General features: G+C 73.8%; 16 protein-coding genes. 7 read left to right on the forward strand and 9 right to left on the reverse strand.

What is annotated here, in order from left to right; all coding sequences use genetic code 11:
* The first annotated feature begins 57 nt into the window (after positions 1-57).
* The 3 genes from ACGFIG_RS12430 to ACGFIG_RS12440 all read left to right on the forward strand — a co-directional run bounded on the left by ACGFIG_RS12430 (position 58) and on the right by ACGFIG_RS12440 (position 3,622).
* Positions 58-1,146 (forward strand): ubiquinol-cytochrome c reductase iron-sulfur subunit, encoded by a 1,089-nt coding sequence (locus tag ACGFIG_RS12430; protein WP_393002057.1) that lies wholly within the window; start codon positions 58-60, stop codon positions 1,144-1,146.
* Positions 1,143-2,765, forward strand: coding sequence for a cytochrome bc complex cytochrome b subunit (locus ACGFIG_RS12435; RefSeq protein ID WP_393002059.1), 1,623 nt, complete (start codon positions 1,143-1,145; stop codon positions 2,763-2,765). The genes ACGFIG_RS12430 and ACGFIG_RS12435 overlap by 4 nt, the downstream gene beginning before the upstream one ends.
* A gap of 179 nt (positions 2,766-2,944) precedes the next feature.
* Complete coding sequence (locus ACGFIG_RS12440) at positions 2,945-3,622, forward strand: DUF4142 domain-containing protein (RefSeq protein WP_393002061.1); 678 nt, start codon at positions 2,945-2,947, stop codon at positions 3,620-3,622.
* A gap of 84 nt (positions 3,623-3,706) precedes the next feature.
* On the opposite strand, the gene ACGFIG_RS12445 is transcribed toward ACGFIG_RS12440, so the two are convergent.
* The 5 genes from ACGFIG_RS12445 to ACGFIG_RS12465 all read right to left on the reverse strand — a co-directional run bounded on the left by ACGFIG_RS12445 (position 3,707) and on the right by ACGFIG_RS12465 (position 9,205).
* Complete coding sequence (locus ACGFIG_RS12445; protein WP_088999172.1) at positions 3,707-3,994, reverse strand: Lrp/AsnC family transcriptional regulator; 288 nt, start codon at positions 3,992-3,994, stop codon at positions 3,707-3,709.
* A gap of 36 nt (positions 3,995-4,030) precedes the next feature.
* Positions 4,031-4,936, reverse strand: coding sequence for an NDP-sugar synthase (locus tag ACGFIG_RS12450; RefSeq protein ID WP_393002063.1), 906 nt, complete (start codon positions 4,934-4,936; stop codon positions 4,031-4,033).
* The gene (locus tag ACGFIG_RS12455; protein WP_393002065.1) at positions 4,933-5,475 is read right to left on the reverse strand and encodes an NUDIX domain-containing protein; all 543 of its coding nucleotides are present in this window, start codon (positions 5,473-5,475) and stop codon (positions 4,933-4,935) included. The genes ACGFIG_RS12450 and ACGFIG_RS12455 overlap by 4 nt, the downstream gene beginning before the upstream one ends.
* A gap of 52 nt (positions 5,476-5,527) precedes the next feature.
* Entirely contained in the window at positions 5,528-7,321 is a 1,794-nt protein-coding gene (locus ACGFIG_RS12460; protein ID WP_393002899.1) for a RelA/SpoT family protein, read from the reverse strand.
* Between the two features lie 129 nt (positions 7,322-7,450).
* Positions 7,451-9,205 (reverse strand): DEDD exonuclease domain-containing protein, encoded by a 1,755-nt coding sequence (locus ACGFIG_RS12465; protein WP_393002067.1) that lies wholly within the window; start codon positions 9,203-9,205, stop codon positions 7,451-7,453.
* Positions 9,206-9,332: 127 nt separating this feature from the next.
* Between ACGFIG_RS12465 and ACGFIG_RS12470 the strand changes: the two genes are divergently transcribed.
* Together ACGFIG_RS12470 and ACGFIG_RS12475 are read left to right on the forward strand one after the other, a co-directional pair.
* The gene (locus ACGFIG_RS12470; protein ID WP_393002069.1) at positions 9,333-10,742 is read left to right on the forward strand and encodes an NYN domain-containing protein; all 1,410 of its coding nucleotides are present in this window, start codon (positions 9,333-9,335) and stop codon (positions 10,740-10,742) included.
* Positions 10,743-10,884: 142 nt separating this feature from the next.
* On the forward strand, positions 10,885-11,097 hold the full coding sequence (locus tag ACGFIG_RS12475) for a hypothetical protein (RefSeq protein ID WP_393002071.1): 213 nt from the start codon (positions 10,885-10,887) through the stop codon (positions 11,095-11,097).
* A 38-nt stretch (positions 11,098-11,135) separates the two neighbouring features.
* Here the strand turns inward: ACGFIG_RS12475 and ACGFIG_RS12480 are convergent, their stop codons facing one another.
* The 4 genes from ACGFIG_RS12480 to ACGFIG_RS12495 all read right to left on the reverse strand — a co-directional run bounded on the left by ACGFIG_RS12480 (position 11,136) and on the right by ACGFIG_RS12495 (position 14,387).
* Complete coding sequence (locus tag ACGFIG_RS12480) at positions 11,136-11,927, reverse strand: ABC transporter permease (protein WP_393002073.1); 792 nt, start codon at positions 11,925-11,927, stop codon at positions 11,136-11,138.
* Complete coding sequence (locus tag ACGFIG_RS12485; protein WP_393002075.1) at positions 11,924-12,883, reverse strand: ATP-binding cassette domain-containing protein; 960 nt, start codon at positions 12,881-12,883, stop codon at positions 11,924-11,926. Before ACGFIG_RS12485 ends, ACGFIG_RS12480 begins: the two co-directional genes overlap by 4 nt.
* Positions 12,884-12,955: 72 nt before the next feature.
* A complete protein-coding gene (locus tag ACGFIG_RS12490; protein ID WP_393002077.1) occupies positions 12,956-13,801 on the reverse strand; it encodes a DUF4097 domain-containing protein in 846 nt (281 codons plus the stop codon).
* A gap of 70 nt (positions 13,802-13,871) precedes the next feature.
* Positions 13,872-14,387, reverse strand: coding sequence for a hypothetical protein (locus ACGFIG_RS12495; RefSeq protein ID WP_393002078.1), 516 nt, complete (start codon positions 14,385-14,387; stop codon positions 13,872-13,874).
* A gap of 213 nt (positions 14,388-14,600) precedes the next feature.
* Between ACGFIG_RS12495 and ACGFIG_RS12500 the strand changes: the two genes are divergently transcribed.
* Both ACGFIG_RS12500 and ACGFIG_RS12505 read left to right on the forward strand, forming a co-directional pair.
* The gene (locus tag ACGFIG_RS12500) at positions 14,601-15,860 is read left to right on the forward strand and encodes a M48 family metallopeptidase (RefSeq protein WP_393002080.1); all 1,260 of its coding nucleotides are present in this window, start codon (positions 14,601-14,603) and stop codon (positions 15,858-15,860) included.
* Positions 15,857-16,981, forward strand: coding sequence for a glycosyltransferase family 4 protein (locus ACGFIG_RS12505; RefSeq protein ID WP_393002082.1), 1,125 nt, complete (start codon positions 15,857-15,859; stop codon positions 16,979-16,981). The genes ACGFIG_RS12500 and ACGFIG_RS12505 overlap by 4 nt, the downstream gene beginning before the upstream one ends.
* Positions 16,982-16,988 lie beyond the last annotated feature (7 nt).

Raw genomic sequence — 16,988 nt, forward strand, 5'->3', positions numbered from 1 at the left:
CATCCGATTCAGTGCCGTGGTGCCGCAGGCCGGCATCGCGCGTAGCGAGGTGACGGCATGACCACGCACACCGAGCACCAGGCTCAGCAGGGCCGGGAGCCGCTCGACGTGAACACCCCCGGGCTCAGCCAGTTCGACATCGTCCGGGAGGGCGCGCGCCGGGACGACATCGAGATCGTCCACTACGAGCCGCAGGTCGCGCCGGGCAGCAAGGCCGAGCGCCGGCTGACCCGTACGGTCGCCTCGTTCTTCCTGCTGACCGGCCTGGCGGCGACCGCCTTCCTGGTCATCTACATCTGGTGGCCGTGGAAGTACACCCCGGGCAGCGGCGGCGACAAGTGGTACACCCCGCTGCTCGGCGTCACCCTGGGCGTGGCCCTGCTCGGCATCGGTTTCGGCATCCTGACCTGGGGCAAGAAGCTGCTGCCGAAGGAGGTCTCGATCCAGGACCGGCACGAGGGTGCCGTGGCCTCCGACGACCGGATCATCACCGGCCAGACCATGCTCTACATGGCCGACGAGCTGGGCGTGAAGCGCCGGCCGCTGCTCGGCATCTCGCTGCTGGCCGGTCTCGCGCCGGTCGGCGCGGTCGCCGCGGCGCCCCTGGTCGGCGGCCTGATCTCCCAGCCGCACAAGAACAACCAGATGTTCACGACCGGGTTCGCCCCGGCCGAGAACGGCCAGAAGGTCCGCCTGGTCCGCGAGGACGGCCGTCCGGTGCGTCCGGCGGACGTCAGCGCGGGCGGCCAGATCACGGTCTTCCCCGGCATCCCGCACGGCGTGAGCAACCTGCACGCGGACTCGCCGACCCTGCTGATCCACCTGCGCGACTTCGACGCGGAGAAGTCGCGTCAGGCCAACGAGCGGGAGCAGCACGGCGGCTACATGTGGGGCAACTACGCCGCGTTCTCCAAGATCTGCACGCACGCCGGTTGCCCGGCGAGCCTGTACGAGCAGCAGACCAACCGCCTGCTCTGCCCGTGCCACCAGTCGCAGTTCCTGATCACCGACAACGCCCGGCCCATCTTCGGCCCGGCCAGCCGACGGCTGCCGCAGTTGCCGATCGAGGTGGACGCCGAGGGCTACTTCGTGGCCAAGTCCGACTACACCGAGACCGTCGGGCCCGACTTCTGGGAGCGGCCGTGAAGCGGCGCAAGTTCGACATGGCAGCTGTGCCGGGCAACGCCGCCCGGGGAGTGGACGACCGCTTCCAGGTGGCCACCCCGCTGCGCCGGCTGCTGAACAAGGTCTTCCCGGACCACTGGTCCTTCCTGCTCGGCGAGATCGCGCTGTTCTCGTTCATCGTCCTGCTGCTGACCGGGGTCTTCCTGACCTTCTTCTTCGAGCCGGCGATGACCGAGGTGGTCTACAACGGCAGCTACGCCCCGCTGCGGGGCACGCCGATGTCGGCCGCGTACGCCTCCAGCCTGGACATCTCGTTCGACGTCCGCGGTGGCCTGATCATGCGGCAGATGCACCACTGGTCGGCGCTGCTGTTCATGGCGGCCATCGTGGTGCACATGCTCCGGGTCTTCTTCACCGGCGCGTTCCGCAAGCCGCGTGAGACCAACTGGATCATCGGCTCGCTGCTGTTCTGGGTCGGCTTCCTCGCCGGCTTCACCGGCTACTCGCTGCCGGACGACGGCCTCTCCGGCACCGGTCTGCGGATCGCCTCGGCGATCATGCTCTCCATCCCGGTGATCGGCTCCTGGGTCACCTCGTCGGTGTTCGGCGGGGAGTTCCCGGGCACGATCATCATCAGCCGGTTCTACATCGCCCACGTGCTGCTCGTCCCGGGCCTGCTGCTCGCGCTGATCGGCGCCCACCTGGGCCTGGTCTTCAAGCAGAAGCACACCCAGTGGCCCGGCCCCGGCCGGACCAACGGCAACGTGGTCGGCGAGCGGATGTTCCCCCGCTACGCCATCAAGCAGGGCGGCTTCTTCATGGTCGTCTTCGGCGTGATCGCGCTGCTGGGCGGCCTGTTCCAGATCAACCCGATCTGGCTGTTCGGCCCGTACGAGGCGTGGGTGGTCTCGGCCGCCAGCCAGCCCGACTGGTACGTCATGTTCCTCGACGGCTCGACCCGTCTGATGCCCGCCTGGGAGATCAACATCCCGATCGGCGACGGGTACGTGATCCCGCCGCTGTTCTGGCCGACGGTCGTGCTGCCGGGCATCCTGGTCGGCCTGTCGACGCTCTATCCGTTCCTCGAGGCCCGGCGCCTCAAGGACACCCGGAGCCACAACCTGCTCCAGCGGCCCCGGGACGTGCCGGCCCGTACCGGCCTGGGCGCCATGGCGCTGGCGTTCTTCATCGTGCTGACCCTCTCCGGCGCCAACGACGTCATCGCCGACAAGTTCCAGATCAGCCTGAACGCGATGACCTGGGCGGGCCGGATCGGTCTGCTGATCCTGCCGCCGTTGGCGTACTACGTCACCTACCGGATCTGCCTGGGCCTGCAGCAGCACGACCGTGAGGTGCTCGCCCACGGTGTCGAGACCGGCATCATCCGGCGCCTGCCGGACGGCCGCTTCGAAGAGGTGCACCAGCCGCTCGCCCCGGGCGACGGCCACGGCCACGGCCTGGAGTACGCCGGCTGGGTCGTGCCGAAGAAGATGAACCGGCTCGGCGCCCTCGGCCCGGCCATCCGGGGCTTCTTCTACCCGATCGAGAAGCCGGCCGAGGCGCCGGTCTCGCCGGGGCACCCGCCGGTCGAGCCCCGACCGGAGCGGGAGGAGATCGGCAGCGGCGAGAGCCGCCGCTGACCCGCGACACCCCCGACGTGGCGCCCACCGGAGTCCTCCGGCGGGCGCCACGTCCGTTTCCGCCCGCCGACACGTCGACACGGGCGTGTCGGCCGGTCGCCGCCCTCGTCGGGGAATCGCAGGAATAACCCCGGTCAGCCGGGTATGCGTGCGGTCCAACGTCTCAAGGGGGAGGAAGCATGTTGGGTATCAAACGCCTCGGCCTACTGGCCGCGCTGGTGCTGGTGGGGGTCGCGCCGGCTGCTGCGGCGCAGGCCGCGGTGCAGCCGTCACAGCAGGACACCCAGTACCTGCAGGCCATCCACCAGGTCAACCTGTTCGAGATCACCGCCGGTGGCCTGGCCGAGCAGAAGGGCCAGAACCAGGGGGTCAAGGACCTGGGGGCCCGGCTCAAGACGGACCACACTGAGCTCGACCAGACGGTGCAGCAGACCGCGTCCCAGCTCGGTGTGGAGTTGCCGAGTGAGCCCACCGCGGACCAGCAGTCCGTCATCGACCAGCTCAACAACGCCAGCGGCGAGGAGTTCGACCGGCTCTGGGTGACCAGCGAGCTGGCCGGCCACGTCCAGGCCATCCAGGCCACCCAGACGGAGATCTCGCAGGGCTCCGAACAGTCGGTGGTCCAACTGGCCCAGACCGCCCTGCCGACGCTCCAGGCGCACTACGACGCGCTGGTGCAGCTGGCCGAGCAGTTGGGCATCCCGGTGCCGCAGACCAGCGCCAGCGGCACCCCGAGCCCGGGTGGCACGACGCCGGCTCCGGGCGGCACCAGCACCGAGACCCCGGCTCCGGGCGGCACCACCGAGTCGCCGGCTCCGGGTGGCACCTTCGAGACGCCGGTTCCCCAGCAGAGCTGACGTCGCGTACGACGACGGCCGGTCCACCCATCGGTGGGCCGGCCGTCGCACATCCGGGCCGGCGGCCTCGGGCGGGGGCCCGCGTCAGTCGGCGTTCGCGAGGCCGATCGCGAACGCCTCCTCCAGATCGTGCTGGGAGTACGCCCGGAAGGCGATGTGCGACTCGGTGTTCAGCACCCCCGGCACCTTCGAGATGCTGCCGGCGATCACCTGGGCGATCTGCTCGAACTCCCGGACCCGGACCATCGCGATCAGGTCGACGTGGCCCGCCACCGAGTAGACCTCGCTGACGCCGGGCAGGTTGGCCAGGTTCTCGGCCACCTCGGGGATCGAGTCGGTGGCGCAGTCGATCAGCACGATCGCGGTGATCACGGGGCACTTCTCCGTTCGTCGGCGTCGTCGCCCATGCTAGATGTTCCCCCGCCGCCGGGACGGCGGTGTGCCGGGGACGGTGAGGTCGGTACCGGCGCGGACCGCGTCGCGCAGGCGCTCGCCGGGGCCCACGGTGGCACCGGGCCAGACGACCACGCGCTCCACGTCGCCGTGGACGACCGCGCCCGCGCCGATCACCGCCGAGCGGCAGCGGCCCGTCACCGTGGCCGTCGGGTCCACCAGGTTGCCACCGCCGGCCGCGTGCAGGTTGGCCGCCAGGTAGTCGGCCGGGGTGCCGGTGTCGAGGAAGGTGCCGGCGTACGGCACGACGGTCAGCGCGCCGGCCGCCTCCGCCGGCCGCCAGACGGCCCGGACGAGGTCGCCGAACTCGACCGGCAACTCCCGCACCAGCCGCCACGGCAGCAGGGAGAAGCCGGTGAACACGTGCCCGTCGAAGGTGCCCGGCGCCGTCGGGTCGGCGGCGGGCTGGCCGAGCAGGCGTACGGAGTCGCCGTCCCAGCCGTCAAGCAGCGCGGCGATGTCGGGGCCCGGGGGGCGCGCCGGGTCGGCGAGGTAGGCGTCGGCGTTGCCGACCAGCACCCCGCGCCCGGCGATCCACTCCCGTAGGTTCGCCACCCCGCCCGCGGTGCCGAGAGGGTCGCCCGGCTCCACGGAGAGGCGGGCGCGGCCCCCGACGTGGTCGACGACCTGCTGGCCGAGGTAACAGGCGTTGACGGCGACCCGGGCGGGCCCGACCAGGCCGAGCCCGGCCAGCCGGTCGAGCGCCCGGTCGAGCAGCGGCGCGTTGCCCACCGGGCAGAGCGCCTTGGGCAGCCGCTCGGTCAACGGCCGCAGCCGGGTGCCCTCCCCGGCGGCGAGCACGACCGCGCAGACCGCCCGGGCCGCGACGGGCAGGTCCCGATCGGCCGGGCCGGCGGTCACGGCTTCGTGTCGGGCACCGGTGGCGGGAACTGCCCGGCCAGCGGCCCGATGTCGTAGTAGGCGAGCAGCCGGGCCGTCGGCCAGGTCAGCTTGGGCAGGTCGTCCAGCGGGTGCCAGGCGGCCTCGAAGACCTCCGCGCCGTCGACCTTCAGCTCGGTGCTCGACGCCGGCACCTCGGCGGTGAACACGACGTCGACCCAGCCCTTGGCGTGCACCACGGCGTTCGGCACGGCGGGGCTCAGCTGCCGGGGCGAGAGCCGGACGCCCGACTCCTCGTACAGCTCGCGGGCGGCGCCCACCACCGGTGCCTCGCCCTTCTGCAACAGGCCGGCGGGCAGCCCCCAGCCCCTGCCGGGTGGCTGGCGCAGCAGCAGCAGCCGACCCGCCCCCTCGGCCTCGCTGTCCCGGACGAGGGTGACCGCGCCGACGATGTACTTCGGCACGGCCAGCCGGACCAGGCGGCGGCGTACCGGCAACGGCAGCCGGTAGAAGACCTGGTAGGCGACGGCCCGACCGGTGGCGCGGGAGCGGGAGATCATCCGTCCAGGCTAGTGGCCGCGAGGAACGTTCGGAGCACCTGGGCCGTAGCCGTCACTGCCGGTGGTCCACCAGGTCGATGAGCTGGCGTACGACGGCGTCCGGTTCGATCACCCGGTCGAACACCGCGACCAGCAGGGTCTCCAGGTCGGGATAGCCCAACTCCTCCGACAGCCGCAGCAGCGGCAGGTCGCTGGCGAGGCCCCGGTTGTGCTTGCGCAGGGCCAGCCCGATGGTGGCGCGGCCGAGCCGGACCTTGTCGGTGATGGAGATGCCGGGCTCGGTGTGGTCGGCGAACCACCGGCTGATCTGCATCTGCGCCTGCGGTGACTTGACGAAGCCGAGCCACTCCCGCCGGGGGCCGCGCGGGGCGACGGCGGCGTCGAAGCCGTTCGCCGCGTCGGTCTCGGTGAAGATCTCCACCACGTCGCCCTCGTCCAGTTCGGAGGAGAGCGGGGCCAGCCGGCCGTTGATCCGCACCGCGAGACAGTGGTCGCCCCGCTCGGTGCCCAGTTCGTACGCGAGGTCGACCGGGGTCGCCCCGGCGGGCAGCACGACCTGCCGCCCGTCGGCGAAGACCTGGATCTGCGCCTCGGCGAGGTCGCACCGCAGCGATTCGAGGAACTGGGCCGGATCGGCCGTCTCCTGCTCCCAGTCGAGCACCCGGCGCAGCCAGTCGAGCTGCTCGGCGCGGGCCGCTGCCGTGCCGGCGCCGGAACGCGGGAAGCGGAAGTCGGCGGCGACGCCGTACTCCGCCGAGCGGTGCATCTCCTCGGTGCGGATCAGCACCTCCACGGTGCGGTCCTTGGGCCCGCAGACGCTGGTGTGCAGCGAGCGGTAGAGGTTGTTCTTGGGGGAGGCGATGAAGTCCTTGAACCGGCCGGGAACCGGCCGCCACGTGCCGTGGATCGCGCCGAGCGCCGCGTAGCAGTCGGTGGGCGGGCCGTCCACCACGATCGCGATGCGGGGCAGGTCGAAGGGGACGCTGTGGCCACCGGCCACCGTGTCCTTCCAGATCGAGTAGAGGTGCCGGGAGCGGGGGGTCACCACCGCGTCGACCCGGCTGCGGCGCAGGGCCGACCTGGCCCGGGTGACCACCTCGTCGAGGTACGCGTCCCAGCCCGGCCGGTCGTGCACGTGCCGGGCGATCCGGGCGTGCTCGTCGGGCTCCAGGTGCAGCAGCACCACGTCGTCGAGCTCGCGCTTGAGCATCTGGATGCCGAGCCGGTCGCAGAGCGGGACCAGGACCTCCTGCGTCTTGCGGGCGATCCGCTCCCGCGACGCGGCGGACCGGACGCCCAGGGTACGCATGTTGTGCAGCCGGTCGGCCAACTTGATGATCAGAACCCGGACGTCCTTGCCGGCCGCGATGATCATCTTGCGGATCGTCTCGGCCTCGGCGGCCTTGCCGTAGAACGCCTTGTCGAACTTGGTCACCCCGTCGACCAGGTGCGCCACCTCCCGCCCGAAGTCCTCGGCGAGCGCCTGGAGGGTGTAGCGGGTGTCCTCCACGGTGTCGTGCAGCAGCGCGGCGACCAGGGTGGTGGCGTCCATGCCGATCTCGGCGCAGATCTGGGCCACCGCCAGCGGATGGGTGATGTAGGGCTCGCCGCTCTTGCGGAACTGCCCGCGGTGCATGTTCTCCGCGATGGTGTAGGCCCGGCGCAGCACGGAGGGCTCGGTGCCGGGGTGGATCGTCCGGTGGGTCCGGACGAGCTGCCCGACCGGATCGGTGTCGGCGGTGGGCCAGCTCAGCAGCGAGCGCAGCCGGCGGGCCAGCGGCAGCTCGCCCGGTTGGGTCGGGAGGGCGCCCCCCAGGGCGGCGCCGCGTCCGGCGTCGACGTCCACGTGGGACACCTCCTCACCCCGGCCCCCCGCCGCCGACACCCGGCAAGCGGGGAGCAGGCCCACGAAACGGGCAGGACTGCACTTCTCTAACAGACTAAGGGAGTCGAGGTAGTCCGATCGGTCACTTGGTCATGGGCGTTCGGTCGAGCTTTGGTGGGAAGCGGCTTTCTCGGCCTTGGCCAGCAGGTCACGGAAGCGGGCCGCGCCGGCAACCGGGGACGCCCAGCCGGAGGACATCTCCACCAACCGGGTCTCCGGACGTTCCAACCAGGACAGGATGCGTTCGGTCTCCTCGGCCGAGGCGCGCGGGACCGGGCCGTGACCGGGTAGGACGGTCTCGGCGGTCGCCCGGATCGCGGCGATCGTCGGTCGGGGGTGGACACCGGGGGGCGAGGCCCCGGCCCCGGCCAGCCGGCCGTGCCGCACGAGCGCCAGCTCCCAGCCGCCGCGGGCCGCCGGGCGGGCCGCCGCCAGCTCGGCGATGCCGGTCAGCGCCGTCAGCCGCTGCATCCGTACGGTCGCCCGCAGCACCGCCGCCAGCCGGGACCGGGCCACCGCCGCCTCCTCGTAGCGCTGGGCCTTCGAGAGCGCGTCGATCCGGGCGAGCAGGGCGTCGACCACCGCTCGGGGGTCGCTGGCGGTGGCGGTACGGAACGGCGCGACCGCGCGGGCGTCGTACTCCTCGGGGGAGATCCGGTGCTCGCAGGGCGCCGGGCAGCGACCCAGCTCGGCCAGCGCGCAGGCCGGCGTGACCGTGCGCAGCGAGAGCCGGTGGGTGCACTGGCGCAGCGGCACGGCGTCGTGGAAGCCGGCGGCGGCCAGCTCCGCCGACCGGCGGGAGCTGAACGGCCCGAGGTAGGCGGCGTCGCCGGGGGAGATGCCCCGCACCACCGACAGCCGGGGGTACGGCCCGTCGGTCAGCTTCAGCCAGAGCATCCGCTCCGGGAACTTCGAGCGCCGGTTGTACGGCGGGGCGTGCGCCGCGATCAGCCGCAGCTCGCGCACCTCCGCCTCCAGGGAGTGGGCGCACTGGACCGCCTCCACCCGCTCCGCCGCGGCGAGCATCTCGGAGATCCGGGCCCGCTTCTCCGCCGCCGTGAAGTAGCTGCGCACGCGGGTGGCGATGTCGCCGGAGGTGCCGACGTAGAGCGGTCGGTCGTCGGCGGCCCGGAAGATGTAGACCCCCGGCGCCTTGGGCAGCCCCTCGGCCAGGTGCCGCTTGCGGCGCTGGGTCGGGGTGACCGCCCGGGCGAACTCGATGGCGTCGCCGACGGTGTCGACCCGGTGCCCGGCCAGGCGGGCGATCAGCCCGTGCAGCACGTCGACGGTGGCCTTGGCGTCGTCGAGCGCCCGGTGGGTCGGCCGGGTGGCGGTGCGGAAGTAGGCCGCGAGGGTGCCCAGCTTGCGGTTGGGCACCTCGTCGCGGGTGAGCACCCGGCGGGCCAGCGCGGCAGTGTCGAGCACCCGCGGGTTGGGCCAGCGGTAGCCGTGCTTCGCGCAGGCGGCCTTGAGGAAGCCCACGTCGTAGGGGGCGTTGTGGGCGACCAGCACGGCGTCGGCGACGAACTCCAGGAAGCTCGGCAGCACCTGCTCGATCGGTGGGGCCGGCAGCAGCATGGCCTGGGTGATGCCGGTGAGCACCGTGATGAACGGCGGAATGGGCACGCCGGGGTTGACCAGGGTGGCCAGCACGCCCAGCTCCTCGCCGCCGCGCACCTTGACGGCGCCGATCTCGGTGATCCCGCCGCCGTCCGGCGCGCCGCCGGTGGTCTCCAGGTCGACCACCACGAACGTCGTCGCGTACAGCGGCAACGCCGGGTCGATCCCGCCCGCGCCCGGGTCGAAACCGGCCAGCGGCTCCTGGACGTACTCGGTCTGTGCCATCGGCGGCACCGTAGCGGTCCGGTCCGACACTCGCGTCCCATCCGCATCAGGCGTCACCACCGGTCTAGGATGAGAGATCGGCTCACTCACCGGGCGGTGGGCCCGGTCGCGGTGGGAGACTTGCCACATGCCCCTCACCGAGCCGCACGACGACCACCTCCGGCAGGAGGATCCGGTCGACGCTGTGCGTGACCCCGGTGCGGGCGCCCCCGACGAGACTGTCCCGCCCGAGCCGGAGCCCGTCCTGCCCGAGCCCGTCCGGCAGCGCATCGTGGCGCTCACCGCGGCGGTGCTGCCCGGGCTGCCCGCCGACGAGGTGCCGGTGGCGCTGCGCCGGGTCGCCAAGTTCGCCCCCAACCGCCGGGCCCGGCTCGGCGCTCCGGCGATCGCCGCCCAGCTCACGGCGGATCCGTTGTTCCGGCAGCGGGTCACCGCCCGGGTCCTCGCCGACACCGGCGACCTCGGCGCCGCGGTGCTGGAGGGCACCGCGCCGGCCGCCGCCGACCCGGTCGAGGTGGCCGCGCTGGCCTATCTGGCCCGGCCCCGGGGTTGGCGGGAGCTGATCGAGGCCAGCGGCGCGGCGGTCCGCGCCGAGGCCGACAGCGCGGTCGTCGCCGAACTGGTCCGGGAGGCCGAGCAGCGCGCCACCCGCGCCGAGCACGACCGGGCGGTGGCCCGGGTCGAGGCGGACAAGCTCCGCGACGAGCTGGCCCGGGTCCGCGAGGAGCTCGGCCAGTTGCGCGAGGAGAGCCGGCAGCTGAACCGGTCGCTGCGCGAGACCCAGGCCCGCGAGCGCAAGGCCACCGAGCTGCTCGCCACCGAGCGGGGCCGGGCGTCCCGGGCGGCGGCGGACGCCGACGCCGAGCTGCGCCGCGTACGGGCCCGGCTGGCCGAGGCGGAGGCGGCAGCGGGGGTCGCGCGGGCCAGCGCCAAGGAGGCCCGCTCGGTCGACGACGCCCGGCTCTGGCTGCTGCTGGAGACCATCGGGCAGGCCGCCGTGGGGCTGCGCCGCGAGCTGGCGCTCGACCCGGTCGACAGGCTGCCCGCCGACTTCGTCGCCGACGCCTTCGCCGACCAGTCCGGCACCACCGCGGCCGGCACCGCCGCCCGGGCCCGGGACACCGACGACCCGGCCCGCCTCGACCAACTGCTCGCCCTGCCCCGGGCGCACCTGGTCGTCGACGGCTACAACGTGACCAAGCGCGGCTTCGGGGAGATGTCCCTGGAGCAGCAGCGCAAGCGGCTCATCACCGGCCTGGGCGGGATCGCGGCGCAGACCGGCGACGAGGTCACGGTGGTCTTCGACGGCGCGGAACGGATGCACGGCCTGCCGCCCACGCCGCGCGGGGTGCGGGTGCTCTTCTCCCGCAAGGGCGAGACCGCCGACGAGCTGATCCGCCGCCTGGTCCGCGCCGAGCCGTCGGGCCGCCCGGTGGTGGTGGTCTCCTCCGACCGGGAGGTCGCCGACGGTGTACGCCGGCACGGCGCGTACCCGCTCGGCGCCGACTCGCTGCTGCGCCGGCTCGCCCGGTCCTGATCGGGGCGCTTGATCGCTTTCGAGCCGTCCGCTGCCCGTTGTCCTTTTTTGTCGTACCCCGCGCCTAGCGTCGTGGTGACCGACGGTGGTCGGGCGGCGACGCAGGTGTCCCGCCCGCTGCCGCAGCCCATCAGGAGGCGAAATGCTGATCGACTGCGACGGGTGCGGTTTCCGGGGCGACGGCTGTGCCGACTGCCTGGTGACGGCCCTGTTCGACACGGGGTCGCCGGTGGCCGGGCTCGACGGCGCCGAGGTCCGGGCGATCGAGGTGTTCGCCCGGGCGGGCTTCGAGGTGGAGGTGCTGCCCGAGCCCGGGCCGGCCCGGCGCCCCGCGCGGCGTCACCGGGCCGCCTGACGACCGCGCGGCGTCACCGGGCCCGCCCGACGGCGGGGTCAGCGGGACCTGTCGCGGTTGTAGAGCCTCTTCGCCCACAGGTAGCCGACCAGCGCGACACCCGCGCACCAGGCTGTCGCGACCGCCGCGTTGGTGCCGACCGGGCCTCCGGTGAGCAGGGCGCGCAGGGTCTCGATGATCGGGGTGAAGGGCTGGTGCTCGGCGAACTGCCGCAGCCCGGCCGGCATCGAGTCCGTCGGCACGAAACCGCTGCCGACGAAGGGCAGGAAGGTCAGCGGCGTGGGCAGGTTGCTCGCCGTCTCCACGCTCCGGGTGACCAGCCCCAGCGCGACCGAGAGCCAGGTGAGCGCGAAGGCGGTCATCGCCAGCACGCCCACCGCCCCGAGCCAGCCCGTCAGGTCCGCCGTGGGCCGGAAACCGATGAGCAGCGCGATCCCCATGACCACCGCGAGGCTGAGCATGGTCTGGATCATGCTTCCGAGCACGTGGCCGGTGAGCACCGACACCCGGGCGATCGCCATGGTGCGGAACCGGTCGATCACGCCCTCGGTCATGTCCATGGTCACCGACACCGCCGTGCCGGTGGCGGCCAGACCGGCGGCCATCAGCAGGATCCCCGGGGTGACGTAGTCGAGGTACTCGCCGCGACCCCCGGCACCGCCGCTGAGGCCGGCGCCGAGCGTGCCACCGAAGACGTAGACGAACAGCAGCAGGAACAGCACGGGCATGCCGGCGAGCAGCACCGTCATGGACGGGTAGCGCACCATGCGCCGCAGGTTGCGCCGCAGCATGGTGCTCGAGTCGCGTACGGCGTAGGAGAGCGTGCTCATCGCGGGAAGGTCCTCGCTTCCTTGGGCTGACCGGTGAGGGCCAGGAAGACGTCGTCGAGGTCGGGGGAGTGCACCGACAGCGATTCGACGGTGATCGACTGCTGGTCGAGCTGGTCGAGCAGGGCGCGTAGCGAGGCGACGCTGCCGTCGCTCGGCACGTGCAGGGTGAATTCGTCGGGCTCGCGGGTGGACCCGGCCACGGTGCGCAGCGCCAGGTCGTAGGCGGCGGAGTCGGCGAAGTGCAGGCTGACGTGGCCGCCGGGAACGAGCCGCTTGAGTTGGGCCGCGGTGCCGTGCGCGACCAGCCGACCGTGGTCGAGGACGGCGATCCGGTCGGCGAGCTGGTCCGCCTCCTCGAGGTACTGGGTGGTCAGGAAGATGGTCACGCCGTCCGCCACCAGGTCCCGCACGATCTGCCACATGGCGTGCCGGCTGCGCGGGTCCAGCCCGGTGGTGGGCTCGTCGAGGAACACCACGCGGGGCCGCCCGACGAGGCACATCGCCAGGTCCAGCCGCCGACGCATGCCGCCGGAGTAGCTGGCGGCCGGCTTGCCGGCGGCGTCCAGCAGGTCGAACGTGCCGAGCAGCTGTCGCGCCCGGTCGCGCCCCTCCCGCCTGGGCAGGTGGTGCAGGTCGGCCATGAGGAGCATGTTCTCCTCGCCGGTGAGCAGGCCGTCGACAGCGGAGAACTGGCCGGTCACGCCGATCGCGGCGCGTACGGCGTCGGGCTCCCTGGCGGGATCGTGCCCGGCGACCCGCACCTCGCCGGAGTCGGCGCCGATCAGCGTGGACAGGATCCGCACCGTGGTGGTCTTGCCGGCGCCGTTCGGGCCGAGCAGCGCGAAGACGGTGCCCTCGGCCACGGTGAGGTCGATCCCGTCGAGTACGACGTGGTTGCCGAAGGACTTGCGCAGGGCGGTGGTCGTGATGGCCGGTGGGGCCTCGGTGGGTGGCATGTCTACTCCTTGTGTGCCGTGAGGTCGACCCCCGCCGGCGTCGCTGTCGGTGCGGGGCGCGGTGGCGTCGGGTCAGCCGCGGCGGATGACGATGTCGCCGAAGGAGGTGCGGGCGCTCACGCGCACGGCGCCCTCGGGCTCGCCGGGCGGGTCGTACGCCTCGAGGTGGTTCTCCACCCGGCCGAACTGGGTGTGCAGGTCGAGCAGGGCTGCGGTGCCGGAGCGCACACCGACCTCGAGCCGGCCGCTCTGGGTCTGGACCGTCACCGTGCCCGCCGAGACCTCGCCGATGCGGACGTCGCCGTTGGCGGTGGTGGCGGTGACGGAGGCGTGCGCGTGGTCGACGGCGATGTCGCCGTTGGCCGCCTTCACGCGGGCCTCGCCGGTGACGGTGCCCAACCAGCTGTCGCCGTTGCTGTTCTTGACCACCGCGTCGCCCCGGACCTCCTGCACCTGGATCCGGCCGGTGCCGGTGCTGATCCGGGCCTTGCCGGCGACGTGCTCCACCCGGACGGCGCCGGCGGAGGTGTCGAGGTCCACCTCGGCGGCGCCGTCCAGCTCGATGTCGCCGGCGGCGGTCCGCAGGCGGCAGCTGCCGAGGCGGCCGTCGCTGTGGAACGTCGCCACGGAGGCGTCGCCGTGCAGGTGCGAGCCCGTCGGCAGGTCGACCGTCACGTCGACCGAGCCGGGCTTGCCGAACAGGCCGAAGCCGCGCTGGCGCGGTGCTCTGACCGTCAGCCGGCCGTCGGCGTACTCGACGCGGGTCTGCTCCGCGGCGCGTACGTCGGCTTCGCTGGCGGCGTTGCTGGGGCGGATCTCGACGACGGTGTCGGTGCGGTCGGTCGCGGTGACGCGGACGTCACCGACGACCAGGTCGACGGTGGCCGAGATCGCGGCGGGGGTGTCGAAGGTGGGCACGACGTGGTCCTTTCTGACGAGTGGGCGTCCCCGGGCGGGGACGGGTCGGCGGCGGTGCGGCGGGGGCCGGTCAGCGGGCCCAGCCGGTGTAGCGCTCCCCGCCCCGGGGGGCGCGCCGCTGCGGTTGGTTGGCCGTGCCGGTGGTCGCGACGGCGGCGCTGGCCGCCCGGACCAGCCAGGCGTTGACCGAGAGGCCGTCGCGGGCGGCGGCGTCCTCGATGCGGCCCTTGAGGTGCTCGGAGAGGCGGAAACTGATCCGGGAGGTGGCGCCCTCCTCGGCGTCGGCCGGGGGCGGGACGGCCGGCGCGGTGCCGTCCGGCTCGCCCGGGAAGCCGGGGCCGGCCGGCGGTGGCGTCACGACGAAGCTCGGCTCGCGTCCGCGCAGGCGCAGCTCGACCGAGCCGGGTGCCAGCTCGCGGGTGATCTCCGCCGCCGCCGTGGCCAGCGCGTCCAGCAGCGCCAGCCGGAGCGCCGACTCGAGCGGCCCGGCCAGCCGCTCGGCCAGCGCCCGGGACTCCTCGCCGCCGAGTTCGGCGACGCCGGCCAACTCCTGCCGGAGGTTCTCGACATACGACGTCAGGTCCATGACGCCACTATGGCACCATCATGACGCCATGACAACTGCATTCGGCTTCGTCGTGACGTCATCCTGGCGACAGGTGGCGTCGGGACGGCGTGCGCCGGCCTGGGCGGGCCGGAGCGCGGCGGGCAATAGGATGGGCGGTCACGGCGGAGGGAGCGGCATGACGCGGGTACGACGCGACGGCGCGAGCCGCGCCGCGGTGCCGGGAGGGCCCCGGTGAGTCCGCGCGGCTGGGCGGTGCTGACCCTGCTCGGCCTGACCGCGGCCCTGGTGGTGGCCGCCGCGGTGCTGATCCCGTGGCACCGGCCGCCGGCACCCCGGGCCGACCAGCTCGCCGCGCTGGGCGACCTCCCCGCCGAGCAGGTGGCCCGCGGCCGGGAGTTCCGTTCCGCGTTGCGCCCCGCCGGCTGGGCCGCGATCGCGATCGGCCTGCTGGTGGCCCTGCTGCTCGGCCTGACCCCGCTGGGCAGCCGGCTCGTCGAGCTGGCCGGTCGCCCGTTCGGCGGCCACTGGGCCGCCCAGGCGGTCCTCGGCGGGCTCGCCGTGGTGCTCGTCGCCGACCTGGTTACCCTCCCGTTCGCCGCCTGGCGGCAGGCCGTACTCACCCGCTACGGGCTGAGCACCAACGGCTGGGGCGGCTGGACGGCCGACCTGCTCAAGTCGTACGCGGTCAGCGCGGTCATCGGCGCGGTGGCGCTGCTCGGCTTCTACACCGTCATCCGGCTCGCGCCGCGCTGGTGGTGGGCGTTCGGCGCGGCCGGCGCGGCGACCCTGGTGGTGCTGCTCTCCTTCGTGCTGCCGGTGCTCGTGGAGCCGGTGTTCAACAGGTTCACCCCGATGGAGCAGGGCCCGCTGCGCACCCAGCTCGTGGAGATGGCGGCCCGCGACGGCGTCCCCGTACGCGACGTGCTGGTCGCCGACGCGTCGCGGCGCACCCGGGCGGTCAACGCGTACGTCTCGGGGCTCGGGCCGACGCGGCGGGTGGTGGTCTACGACACGCTGCTGCGCGAGGCGACGCCGGCCGAGGTGACCGCCGTGGTGGCGCACGAGCTGGGGCACGCCAAGGACCGGGACGTCGCGGTCGGCACGCTGACCGGGGCGCTGGGCGCCGCCGCCGCGGTGGTCGCGCTCTACCTGCTCGGCTCCGCCGGCCCGCTGCTGCGGCTGGCCGGCGTCGACTCGGTCGCCCAGCCGCGCGCGTTCCCCCTGCTGCTCGCGCTCGTGACGGTGGCGGGGCTGGTCTCCGCGCCGGCGCAGGCGCTCATGTCGCGGCGGGTGGAGGCGCGCGCCGACGCGCACGCGCTCGCGTTGACCGGCGACCCGGCCGCCTTCGAGGCGATGCAGCGGCGGCTCGCCGGCATCAACCTCGCCGACCCTGATCCGCCCCGCTGGGAGTACCTCTACTCCGCCACCCACCCGTCCACGGTCGAGCGGATGGCCGCCGCCCGCGCCCACGCCAGGGAGACCGGCCGATGAGCCGTACGCTGCTGATCACCAACGACTTCCCGCCCCGCCCCGGCGGGATCCAGTCCTTCGTGCACAACCTCGCGGTGCGCCAGCCCGCCGGGTCGGTGGTCGTCTACGCCTCGACGTGGCGGGACGCGGAGAAGTTCGACGCCGACCAGCCGTTCGAGGTGGTCCGCGACCGTACCCGGGTGCTGCTGCCCACCCCACGGGTCGCCCGCCGGGCCGCCCGGCTGGCGCGCGCGTACGACTGCGACACGGTGTGGTTCGGCGCGGCGGCCCCCCTCGGGCTGCTCGCCGCGGGCCTGCGCCGCCGCACGGGCATCCGCCGGGCGGTGGCGCAGACCCACGGGCACGAGGTCGGCTGGGCCGCGCTGCCGGCCGCCCGGGCCGCGTTGCGGCGCATCGGGCGCGGCGTCGACGTGACGACCTACCTGGGGGAGTACACCCGGGTGCGGCTGGAACGGGCGCTGCACGGGGTGACCGAGCTGCACCGGCTCGCCCCCGGGGTGGACGTGGACGCCTACCACCCGTCGGTCGACGGCGAGCCGGTCCGGCGCCGGCTGGGGCTGGCGGACCGCCCGGTGGTGGTCTGCGTGTCCCGGCTGGTGCCGCGCAAGGGGCAGGACATGCTGATCCGGACGATGCCCGAGATCCGTCGCCGGGTGCCCGACGCCGCGCTCCTGGTGGTCGGCGGCGGGCCCTACCGGGCGACGTTGGAGAAGCTGGCCCGCCAGGCGGGCGTCGAGCGGGACGTGGTCTTCACCGGCTCGGTGCCGTCGGCGGAGCTGCCCGCCCACTACGCCGCCGGCGACGTCTACGCCATGCCCTGCCGCACCCGCAACCGTGGCCTGGACGTCGAAGGGCTCGGGATCGTCTACCTGGAGGCCTCCGCGACCGGCCTGCCGGTGGTCGCCGGTGACTCCGGGGGCGCCCCGGACGCCGTCCGGGAGGGCGAGACGGGCTTCGTGGTCCGTGGCCGCGACGTCGCCCAGCTCGCCGACCGGGTGGCCACGCTGCTCGCCGACCGGGACCTGGCCCGCCAGTTCGGCGCGGCCGGCCGTGCCTGGGTGGAGCGGGAGTGGCGCTGGGAGGCGCAGGCGCAGCGGATGGCCGCCCTGCTCGCCGGCTGACGGCGCC

The sequence above is a fragment of the Micromonospora sp. NPDC049048 genome, assembly GCF_043197615.1.
Taxonomy (GTDB): Bacteria; Actinomycetota; Actinomycetes; order Mycobacteriales; family Micromonosporaceae; genus Micromonospora.

What these genes read in the sequence shown, in the direction of transcription:
- ACGFIG_RS12455 (WP_393002065.1), bottom strand. Translation starts at nt 5,475, where the DNA reads ATGATCTCCCGCTCCCGCGCCACCGGTCGGGCCGTCGCCTACCAGGTC.
- ACGFIG_RS12470 (WP_393002069.1), top strand. Translation starts at nt 9,333, where the DNA reads ATGCCCCTCACCGAGCCGCACGACGACCACCTCCGGCAGGAGGATCCG.
- ACGFIG_RS12475 (WP_393002071.1), top strand. Translation starts at nt 10,885, where the DNA reads ATGCTGATCGACTGCGACGGGTGCGGTTTCCGGGGCGACGGCTGTGCC.
- ACGFIG_RS12465 (WP_393002067.1), bottom strand. Translation starts at nt 9,205, where the DNA reads ATGGCACAGACCGAGTACGTCCAGGAGCCGCTGGCCGGTTTCGACCCG.
- ACGFIG_RS12505 (WP_393002082.1), top strand. Translation starts at nt 15,857, where the DNA reads ATGAGCCGTACGCTGCTGATCACCAACGACTTCCCGCCCCGCCCCGGC.
- ACGFIG_RS12485 (WP_393002075.1), bottom strand. Translation starts at nt 12,883, where the DNA reads ATGCCACCCACCGAGGCCCCACCGGCCATCACGACCACCGCCCTGCGC.
- ACGFIG_RS12480 (WP_393002073.1), bottom strand. Translation starts at nt 11,927, where the DNA reads ATGAGCACGCTCTCCTACGCCGTACGCGACTCGAGCACCATGCTGCGG.
- ACGFIG_RS12430 (WP_393002057.1), top strand. Translation starts at nt 58, where the DNA reads ATGACCACGCACACCGAGCACCAGGCTCAGCAGGGCCGGGAGCCGCTC.
- ACGFIG_RS12440 (WP_393002061.1), top strand. Translation starts at nt 2,945, where the DNA reads ATGTTGGGTATCAAACGCCTCGGCCTACTGGCCGCGCTGGTGCTGGTG.
- ACGFIG_RS12495 (WP_393002078.1), bottom strand. Translation starts at nt 14,387, where the DNA reads ATGGACCTGACGTCGTATGTCGAGAACCTCCGGCAGGAGTTGGCCGGC.